Annotated in this window: 9 protein-coding genes and 1 pseudogene; 7 read left to right on the top strand and 3 right to left on the bottom strand. The window is 55.8% G+C overall.

Annotated elements, in window-relative coordinates:
* A pseudogene (locus tag ACR0DK_RS13870) lies at nt 1–169 on the top strand (iron-containing alcohol dehydrogenase); the annotation flags it as partial.
* A gap of 58 nt (nt 170–227) precedes the next feature.
* Entirely contained in the window at nt 228–998 is a 771-nt protein-coding gene (locus ACR0DK_RS13865; protein WP_170731820.1) for an alpha/beta fold hydrolase, read from the top strand.
* A gap of 59 nt (nt 999–1,057) precedes the next feature.
* On the opposite strand, the gene ACR0DK_RS13860 is transcribed toward ACR0DK_RS13865, so the two are convergent.
* Nucleotides 1,058–1,339 carry a hypothetical protein gene (locus tag ACR0DK_RS13860; RefSeq protein ID WP_170538886.1) on the bottom strand — a complete coding sequence of 94 codons (282 nt, stop codon included), beginning with the start codon at nt 1,337–1,339 and terminating at the stop codon, nt 1,058–1,060.
* 361 nt (nt 1,340–1,700) lie between these two features.
* Between ACR0DK_RS13860 and ACR0DK_RS13855 the strand changes: the two genes are divergently transcribed.
* Nucleotides 1,701–1,925 carry a DUF2188 domain-containing protein gene (locus tag ACR0DK_RS13855; RefSeq protein ID WP_223116726.1) on the top strand — a complete coding sequence of 75 codons (225 nt, stop codon included), beginning with the start codon at nt 1,701–1,703 and terminating at the stop codon, nt 1,923–1,925.
* An 84-nt stretch (nt 1,926–2,009) separates the two neighbouring features.
* Nucleotides 2,010–2,570, top strand: coding sequence for a hypothetical protein (locus ACR0DK_RS13850; RefSeq protein WP_480736608.1), 561 nt, complete (start codon nt 2,010–2,012; stop codon nt 2,568–2,570).
* Here the strand turns inward: ACR0DK_RS13850 and parE are convergent.
* Nucleotides 2,567–4,525: a DNA topoisomerase IV subunit B gene (gene parE, locus ACR0DK_RS13845; protein WP_480736606.1), complete on the bottom strand. Its 1,959-nt coding sequence runs from the start codon at nt 4,523–4,525 to the stop codon at nt 2,567–2,569. The genes ACR0DK_RS13850 and parE overlap by 4 nt on opposite strands.
* A 137-nt stretch (nt 4,526–4,662) precedes the next feature.
* Nucleotides 4,663–5,163 (bottom strand): NYN domain-containing protein, encoded by a 501-nt coding sequence (locus ACR0DK_RS13840; RefSeq protein WP_170420985.1) that lies wholly within the window; start codon nt 5,161–5,163, stop codon nt 4,663–4,665.
* 241 nt (nt 5,164–5,404) lie between these two features.
* On the opposite strand from ACR0DK_RS13840, the gene ACR0DK_RS13835 reads away from it, so the two are divergent.
* From ACR0DK_RS13835 to ACR0DK_RS13825, 3 genes are all read left to right on the top strand, one after another.
* Nucleotides 5,405–6,013, top strand: coding sequence for a carboxymuconolactone decarboxylase family protein (locus ACR0DK_RS13835; protein WP_223116723.1), 609 nt, complete (start codon nt 5,405–5,407; stop codon nt 6,011–6,013).
* 167 nt (nt 6,014–6,180) lie between these two features.
* Nucleotides 6,181–7,110 (top strand): polyphosphate kinase 2, encoded by a 930-nt coding sequence (gene ppk2 / locus ACR0DK_RS13830; RefSeq protein ID WP_170404818.1) that lies wholly within the window; start codon nt 6,181–6,183, stop codon nt 7,108–7,110.
* Nucleotides 7,111–7,239: 129 nt separating this feature from the next.
* Complete coding sequence (locus ACR0DK_RS13825; RefSeq protein ID WP_480736603.1) at nt 7,240–8,604, top strand: MATE family efflux transporter; 1,365 nt, start codon at nt 7,240–7,242, stop codon at nt 8,602–8,604.
* Nucleotides 8,605–8,607: the final 3 nt, after the last annotated feature.

The raw sequence follows: 8,607 nt of genomic DNA, 5'->3' as shown, positions 1-8,607 counted from the left end.
AGAGTTCAACGACAGCCTCGCCATCCCCCGCAAACTCTCCGACCTCGGCGTCACCAAAGCCGCCATCCCCGAACTGGTCCAAGGCGCAATCATCGACCCCTCATGCGGAGGGAATCCGATCGAATTGACCGAAGAAAACCTGACAACGCTCTTCAACGCAGCACACTGACAGGCTTGCCGAACCCATCCCTCACCTCTCATACTGGTCGGAGGTGAGGGAGATTTTCATGACGAAAGAGATTGTTCTGATCCACGGTGCTTTTGCCGGGCCGTGGTGTATGGAGGATTATGCGGGCTTCTTTCGTGCACGTGGCTGGACGGTGCATACGCCCGCGCTACGCTATCATGGTGGCGACCCCAAGGCAGATCCCGATCCCGGCCTCACCGACACAAGCGTCCTAGATTACGCCAATGACATTGCAGACTTCGTGCAAGGGTTGGAGAGCAAACCTGTTCTACTGGGCCATGCCATTGCGGGGGTAGTGGCGCAGAAGGTGGCGTCTCGGGGGTTGGCCAGCGCAATTGTCCTGATCAACCCAAACGCGGCTTGGGGCACATTGCCGGAAACCGACGACGAACGCGCTGTGCCGCGCGCGTTGATGGAGGGTGGGGCGTTCTGGAAACAGCCCATGCGCGTTGATTTCGACCTGATGGCCCCTTTTGCGCTCAACAAGATGCCCGAGGCGCAGCAGCATGAGGTGTATGACCAACTCGGCCCCGAAAGCGGGCGGGTGATGTTCGAGATGTTCTTTTGGATGTTCGACGATCACCATGCGATGAAGGTGGAGATCGACAAGGTCGATTGCCCGGTGCTGATTGTTTCAGGCACCGAGGACCGGGCCGTGAACCCCAACACCTGCCGTGCTCTGGCGAAGCTTTACGGAGACCGTGCGACTTTCCTGCCCGTCGACAACCACGCGCATTTTCTGTTCATGGAGCCGGGCTGGGAAGGCCCAGCCGAACGGATTGCCGACTGGTTGGATCGGAATGTTGGGTAAGATGGGGTTTCACCCCATCGTCCCCGCTCCGCTTTGATGGGTTGGAAACCCATCCTACGTCAGTTGTTGGTTTGAAACGTGCTCTGTGGTTTCCAGACCAGAGAACCATCGTCATTGCGATGACACCGCAGCAGCCGTTCCTCGCGCGTGCTGATGGTTGAGGTGACGGTGTTGTCACCGGTCAGCAGGATGAAGGCGTCTGGCGAATAGGCCATGCCGTCATAGTAGCAAAACCGCGTTTCGGCCCCGTCTGGTATGGGCGATGCGGTGCTGAGCATCTGCTGCGCGGGGGCTGCTGTGGCCAGCAGGGTCAGGGCCAGCCCGAGGGTTAGTGTTTTCATGTCGTCCTCCCGTTTGGAAATCTGTTTGTCGTCTTATTGGGTCTTGGACGCTCGGAACCCCAAAAGTCGTTCTTGGATGACGGGTTGAGGGTAAGTGTGAACGGGATCAACGGGTTAAGCAAGGGGGTTGCGGTGTGCTGGGCTGAAGCCCGGCCTACCGGGTGGGGAGACGTTCCGTACTATCGACCCAATGCATGATGCGAGTCATCACCCACGCGTTAGCCTCAGCTTGTACAAACTATTTCGAGTCTTGGGCAGATCTTCATAAATTGTTAAATCTTTTGCGGTTCGTAGTTGGAGTAAGTGTTTAGTTGGCATATCTTAAAAGTTAGGGACACGTTACAAAGGTTAGGAGTCGGAGATGGCAACTAAAGGTCAGCACGTTGTGCCTAATGGGGGCAAATGGAGCGTGCGCAAAGCAGGTTCGTCAAAAGTTACGGGCACTTATTCAACTCAGGGTGAAGCAATACGTGAAGCCCGGAAAATTGCCAAAAATCAGAGTACTGAACTCTATATTCATGGTCGAGATGGTCGAATTAGAGAACGAGATTCTTATGGGAATGATCCAGTGAAGTCGAAAGGCTAAAGTTTGCCTGAATACCCTTTTGAAAGTTGTGTATTTATCAACTGCCCGTTTGACGAAGACTTCGAACCTATTCTCCAAGCTATCATGTTCTGCGTAGCTTATCTGGGCCTCAGGCCCAGACTGGCATCGGAGCGTAATGATAGCGGAGAGAACCGCCTAGAGAAAATTCGCAGCCTGATCGAATGCTCCAAGTATTCGATACACGATCTGAGCCGTTGCCAAGCGAAGATAAAGGGTGAGCACTTCAGGCTCAATATGCCCTTCGAGCTTGGAATTGACTTTGGATGTCGTCAATATTTTGGAGAGGGGCGGGACCAAAAAAAGTTTTTGATACTTGAGGAAAAACGGTACCGCTTCCAAGCGGCTCTCTCCGATATATCCGGCTGTGACATAGAAGCCTATGGTGCCGATGATCAGAAAGCGCCCCAAAATGCTGTCAAACATGTTCGAAATTGGCTGGTTTCAGAAGCTGGAATTGCGCCAGTCGCGGCAAGACGTATCTGGGGGAAATACTCTGATTTCCAAGAGTGGTATTGGGAGAAGAAACTCGCTGAAGGCGCTGATGAAGAAGAGATCAGACAGTACCCAACAAGTGAGCTTTTGGCCGAAATTTTCAATTGGTTGGCAAAAGGTGAGCCAGTCTAAACATCCAACTCCTCCACAAACCGCGCGTTTTCCTGAATGTATTGGAACCGCAGTTCGGGTTTCTTACCCATCAGGCGCTCGACCAGATCGCCGGTCTCGCCGGGTTCGTCCTCATCAATCGTGACGCGGATCAGTTTGCGGGAGGCGGGGTCCATCGTGGTCTCTTTCAGGTCCTTGGCGTCCATTTCACCCAGACCTTTGAAGCGCGAGACGTCGATCTTGCCTTTGCCGCCCAGACCTTTTTCAAGCCATTCGTCACGCTCGGCCTCGTCCAGGCAATAGACGCGCTTGGCGCCTTGGGTCAGGCGGTAGAGGGGCGGGCAGGCCAGATAGAGGTGGCCCGCGTCGATCATCGGGCGCATCTGCGTGAAGAAGAACGTCATCAGCAGCGAGGCGATATGTGCCCCGTCCACATCCGCGTCGGTCATGATGATGACCTTGTCATAGCGCAGGTCGTCGACGTTGAACTTGGTGCCAAGGCCGACACCCAGCGCTTGGGTCAGGTCGTTGATCTCGGCATTGGTGCCCAGCTTGGAACTGGCCGCGCCCAGCACGTTCAGGATTTTACCGCGCAAGGGCAGCAGGGCCTGTGTTTTGCGGTCCCGGCCCATTTTGGCGGACCCGCCCGCCGAGTCGCCCTCGACGATGAATAATTCCGTACCGTCGCGTGTTGAACTGCTACAGTCCACCAACTTGCCGGGGAGACGAAGTTTCTTAGTGGCGGACTTGCGTTGTGTTTCCTTCTCGGCCCGTCGGCGCAGGCGTTCTTCGGCCCTCAGGATGAGGAAGTCGAGGATCGCTCCGGCGGATTTCGTGTCAGCCGCCAGCCAGTTGTCGAAATGGTCGCGGACGGAGTTTTCGACCAGCCGTTGCGCCTCGACTGTGGCGAGGCGGTCTTTTGTCTGGCCGACGAACTCCGGTTCACTGATGAAGCACGACACCAGCGCACAGCCTCCGGTGATTAGGTCGTCGCGGGTGATCTGACCGGCCTTTTTGTTGTTGATCAGCTCGCCATAGGCCTTGATCCCCTTGAGGACCGCAGCCCAGAAACCGGCGACATGTGTGCCGCCTTCGGGGGTTGGGACGGTGTTACAGTAGGACTGGATGAACCCGTCGCGCGAAGGTGTCCAATTGATCGCCCATTCGACTTTGCCGGGGGTGTCGAACTTCTCGTTAAAGTCCACGGTGCCGGCAAAGGGCTGCTCGGCATAGGTCGACGAGCCGTTCATCGTCTCCTTCAGGTAATCCGAAAGACCGCCGGGGAAGTGAAAGGTCGCCTCGGTCGGGGTTTCGCCGTCGTCGATGGCGGATTTCCAGCGGATTTCGACGCCCGAGAACAGATAGGCCTTGGAGCGGATGGATTTGAATAGGCGCGCGGGTTTGAATTTGTGGTGGCCGAAGATGTCCGCGTCGGCGTGGAACGTGACGGTTGTACCGCGCCGGTTGGGCGCTGCGCCTACTTTTTCCACCGGACCTAGTGGGATACCGCGCGAGAAGCGTTGTTCGAATAGCTGTTTGTCGCGTGCCACCTGCACGACCATCGAATCCGACAGGGCATTCACCACCGATGCACCCACACCGTGCAGACCGCCCGAAGTCTGATACGCCTTGCCCGAGAATTTACCGCCTGCGTGCAGGGTACAGAGGATCACTTCAAGTGCCGACTTGTCGGGGAACTTGGGATGCGGGTCGATCGGAATGCCGCGCCCGTTGTCACGAACGGTCAGGGCGTAATCTGCGTGCAGCTCGACCTCTATCCGGTTGGCATGGCCCGCAACAGCTTCGTCCATTGAGTTGTCGAGTATCTCGGCCACCATATGGTGCAATGCACGCTCATCCGTGCCGCCGATATACATGCCGGGGCGTTTGCGGACCGGTTCCAGACCTTCCAGCACCTCGATGGACGAGGCGTCGTAAGCGGTCGTTGTTTCTGGCGTCAACAGATCGTCGGGCATGGGTGCTGCTCTTGTTTTTGAGTTTCCCCCATTATGGCAGGTGATGTGGTCCGGGGGAAGAGGGACGCGAGGTGTTGTATCCGGTTTGTCGGGGCCAACGGAACCGGAGCGATATTCAGCGCTGTATTGCAGCGCGTTTACAATGACAGCCAGAGAGTTTTGTCTTTAAAGCCACCTCGAACAAGAGAACTTTTCTCAAGCACATCCGAATATTCGTCATCCCAATCACGGAACCGGTCATTTGTGACGATAGCAGCGCCGAGATCCCGCGCTACCTGAAGGACCAGCGGGTCGGCAGGAGTACCCTTCGGCGCAACCATCACGTGGCTGCATGGCAACCCAAGCAAAGCCGCAAGGGAACTGTCGTTCATATAGCGATCTGAGATTTTGTATCCTACATTGGCATCAAAGACGACGCCCGGTGTCCGCCCCTTTGTCTTCAACTCGTCGACAACCTCGCGGACTGTGGCGATATTAGGAACACCGCCTTTCCAGTGCAAAACATTTGATCCATCGACGACAGCCCAGTTTTTCGAAGTTTTGAGCCGGCGTAGCCTTTTTCCGAACAGCAGTAGCAAACTTGCCAATGCGCACGGTCCTGTCAGCAATAACCAATCTGAGAACGCTGGATTGAACATAGCTATAGCAGAGCCAAAACAAGACAGGGCAAAAATACAGATGAGTGGGCGCACAGTTGAAAAGTCTTTGGTCAGAAAGTTGTTTCAATAGGGACGTAGCAGACAGTAAGGGTAGCTGCCCAGCATATATCAGTTATGCAAAACAGATTGTTATCAAACCGCGAGCTTTCCAAGGTCTCGTCATGTTTCGAAATCCCGTTTAGGCTTTGTTCCGGAAGCAGAAATTAGGGGAGCAGAAGAATTGAGTTGGATCAGAACCATTCCATTCGAAGAGGCTACGGGAAAGCTGAGGAAGCTTTATGACCGGGTCACCGGGCCGGACAACAATGTAGACAACATCATGATGGCGCACAGCCTGCGGCCGCATTCGATGGAAGCCCATATGGCAGTCTACAAGAACGTGTTGCACCATTCGGCCAACAAGGTGCCAAAATGGTTTCTTGAAGTGTTGGGCGTGTGGGTCAGCTCTCTGAACCGGTGCGGGTATTGCGTAGAACATCACTTTTCCGGATTGCAGCGGTTGCTGCAGGATGAGGTGCGCGGCAATGCGATCCGTGCGGCGATTGAGGCGCGTGATCCGGCCTCGGCCCCGCTGGACGCGGCACAGGTCGAAGCGATGAGATATGCGCGCAAGCTGACCGAGGCACCCGGTGATCTGACTGAGGCGGATGTGATAGCTCTGCGAGAGGCGGGGTGGGAAGATGGCGAGATTCTTGAGATCAATCAGGTGTGTTCGTATTTCTCCTATGCGAACAGAACCGTTTTGGGGTTGGGGTGTTCGACTGACGGAGACATTTTGGGCTTGTCGCCGAACAACTCGGACAATCCTGATGATTGGGGACATCGGTAAGTGCGGGGCTGGCCGCTCCCCTATGTATTTTGGGGTCATTTAAAGAACGGGCATAGGCCTGTTCTTTGACGCCCCGATAAAACCTATGTCAATTTGACACCAATCAAAGCGCGCCGTGTGACAATCGGCTAAGCAACTCCTCGACAGTGAAACCGAGGAGAACATGTATGGATGCGGCACCCCAGATCAAACAAAAATCATCGCAGATCAAAGCTGTAACTGACCTGAAGGCGGATGCCTCGGCACCAACATCCGAGAAAATCCGGCAAGCTTTCGAGAGCGGCAAGTACCCCTATGGCCGCAAGATGGCACGCAAGGATTACGAGGCGCAAAAGGCCGAGCTGCAGGCAGAGTTGCTGAAGGTGCAATTGTGGGCGCAGGAGACCGGGCAGCGGTTTGTGCTGTTGTTCGAGGGCCGCGACGCCGCCGGCAAGGGTGGGACCATCAAGCGGTTCATGGAGCATCTAAACCCGCGTCAGGCGCGTGTGGTCGCATTGAACAAGCCGACGGATGAGGAGAAGGGGCAGTGGTATTACCAGCGTTATGTGCAGCAGCTGCCCACCGTGGGCGAGATGGTGTTTTATGATCGGTCCTGGTACAACCGTGCGGGCGTCGAGCGGGTGATGGGCTTCTGCTCACCCAATGAGTATCTGGAATTCATGCGGCAGACGCCCGAGTTGGAGCGGATGCTGGTGCGCTCGGGCATTCAGCTTTACAAGTACTGGTTCTCGGTCACGCAGGAAGAACAGCAGCGGCGCTTTGGGAGTCGTGAAACTGATCCGTTGAAGCAATGGAAACTGTCACCGATTGACAAGGCTAGCCTGAGCAAATGGGATGATTATACCGAGGCGAAAGAGGCGATGTTCTTCTACACCGACACCGCTGATGCGCCCTGGACGATTGTCAAATCCAACGACAAGAAACGCGCGCGTCTGAACTGCATGCGGCATTTCCTGTCGACGCTGGACTACCCGGACAAAGACCTCAGGATCGTTGGTGAGCCTGATCCGTTGATAGTTGGGCAGGCGCATCACGTAATTCATAACTCGGACCATATTCTGGGGACAGCGCTGCATCCTGACGCGAAGATCGGCTGAAAATCGATAAACTGTAAAGCCGTTGCATCAAAGGTGATGGATTGCGTCGCTTTGTTCTCGTTAGTCTCATTATGAAATAAGTTTGTTCCGCTCTTGTCTCGGGCAGCGCGCAAGCCTAAGGCTGGCGGAATGAACAAGGTGATGACATATCCCGGCCATTTGCGCGCAATCGCGGTGCTGGGCCTGCCATTGATTGGCGGGCATCTGGCACAGTATGCGATTGGTTTGACCGATACCGTCATGCTAGGCTGGTACGGGGTCGAGGCTTTGGCTGCCGTGACGCTGGCCAACAGCTATTACTTCGTCCTGTTCCTGTTTGGTGCCGGGTTTGGGTGGGCTGTAATGCCGATGGTGGCGACCGCTGCCGCCGAGGAAAATGAGACCAGCATTCGCCGCTCCACTCGCATGGGTCTGTGGCTATCTCTGATCTATGCGACGGTGATGATGCCTCTTTTGTGGTGGTCCCATCCGATCCTGATTGCTTTGAAGCAAGAGCCGCAAGTTGCTGAAACTGCGTCAGTATACCTGCGGGTCGCGGGGTGGGGCTTGTTCCCGGCGCTGTTGGTGATGGTCCTGAAGTCCTATTTGGCCGCGCTTGAGCGGACGCAGATTGTGCTGTGGATCACGATTGTTGCAGCTGTGGTCAATGGCGTGACCAACTATGCGCTGATCTTCGGAAACTGGGGCGCGCCCGAACTTGGGGTGATTGGTGCGGCTATCGCGTCAGTGGTGACGCAGATCGTATCATTGGTGGCGGTCGTGATCTATGCGGTGCGTGTGTTGCCGGAACACAGCTTGTTTCAGCGGTTTTGGCGCCCGGATTGGGAGATGTTCATGAGCGTGCTGCGTTTGGGCGTTCCCATCGGTCTGACGACACTGGCGGAGGTGTCGTTGTTCGCGATCTCTGCTGTCATGATGGGCTGGTTGGGTCCAGTGCCGCTGGCAGCTCACGGGATTGCGTTAAACCTCGCCTCGGCGACGTTCATGGTTCATTTAGGCCTGTCTAATGTGGCGACTATTCGGGCGGGCAACGCGTTGGGTCGACGGGATCGGGCGCATCTTGAGAAAGGCGCGATTACGGTGACCGGGATGTCGTTGATCGTGTCGGTCTTGACGATTGTTCTATTCCTGACATGCGCTGAGCCCCTGATCTCGCTGTTTATGGAGGCCGATGATCCGCAGCGGCCACAGATCCTGCTAATCGGCACTGGCCTGCTGGCGATGGCTGCTTTGTTCCAGCTGGTCGATGGGGCGCAGGTCATCGCACTAGGCCTGTTGCGAGGTTTGCAGGATGCAAAAATACCGATGGTGATGGCCGCACTCAGCTATTGGGTGATCGGTATCCCCGCTTCGTACTATTTCGGCTTTGTTCAAGGTATGGAGGGGATCGGAGTCTGGCTTGGCCTCGTGATTGGCCTCGCTTGTGCTGCCGTATTGTTGATGGCGCGCTTCTGGCTAAGGTCGGTGCGCGATGTAGGAGAAGTTCCCGCCTAGGGG

Source organism: Ruegeria sp. CE6, from assembly GCF_056537485.1.
This window is presented reverse-complemented; position numbering and strand designations above follow the sequence as displayed.

Coding starts and splice junctions, on each gene's coding strand:
- ACR0DK_RS13865 (WP_170731820.1), top strand. CDS start 228: ATGACGAAAGAGATTGTTCTGATCCACGGTGCTTTTGCCGGGCCGTGG.
- ACR0DK_RS13860 (WP_170538886.1), bottom strand. CDS start 1,339: ATGAAAACACTAACCCTCGGGCTGGCCCTGACCCTGCTGGCCACAGCA.
- ACR0DK_RS13855 (WP_223116726.1), top strand. CDS start 1,701: ATGGCAACTAAAGGTCAGCACGTTGTGCCTAATGGGGGCAAATGGAGC.
- ACR0DK_RS13850 (WP_480736608.1), top strand. CDS start 2,010: ATGTTCTGCGTAGCTTATCTGGGCCTCAGGCCCAGACTGGCATCGGAG.
- parE (WP_480736606.1), bottom strand. CDS start 4,525: ATGCCCGACGATCTGTTGACGCCAGAAACAACGACCGCTTACGACGCC.
- ACR0DK_RS13840 (WP_170420985.1), bottom strand. CDS start 5,163: ATGTTCAATCCAGCGTTCTCAGATTGGTTATTGCTGACAGGACCGTGC.
- ppk2 (WP_170404818.1), top strand. CDS start 6,181: ATGGATGCGGCACCCCAGATCAAACAAAAATCATCGCAGATCAAAGCT.
- ACR0DK_RS13825 (WP_480736603.1), top strand. CDS start 7,240: ATGAACAAGGTGATGACATATCCCGGCCATTTGCGCGCAATCGCGGTG.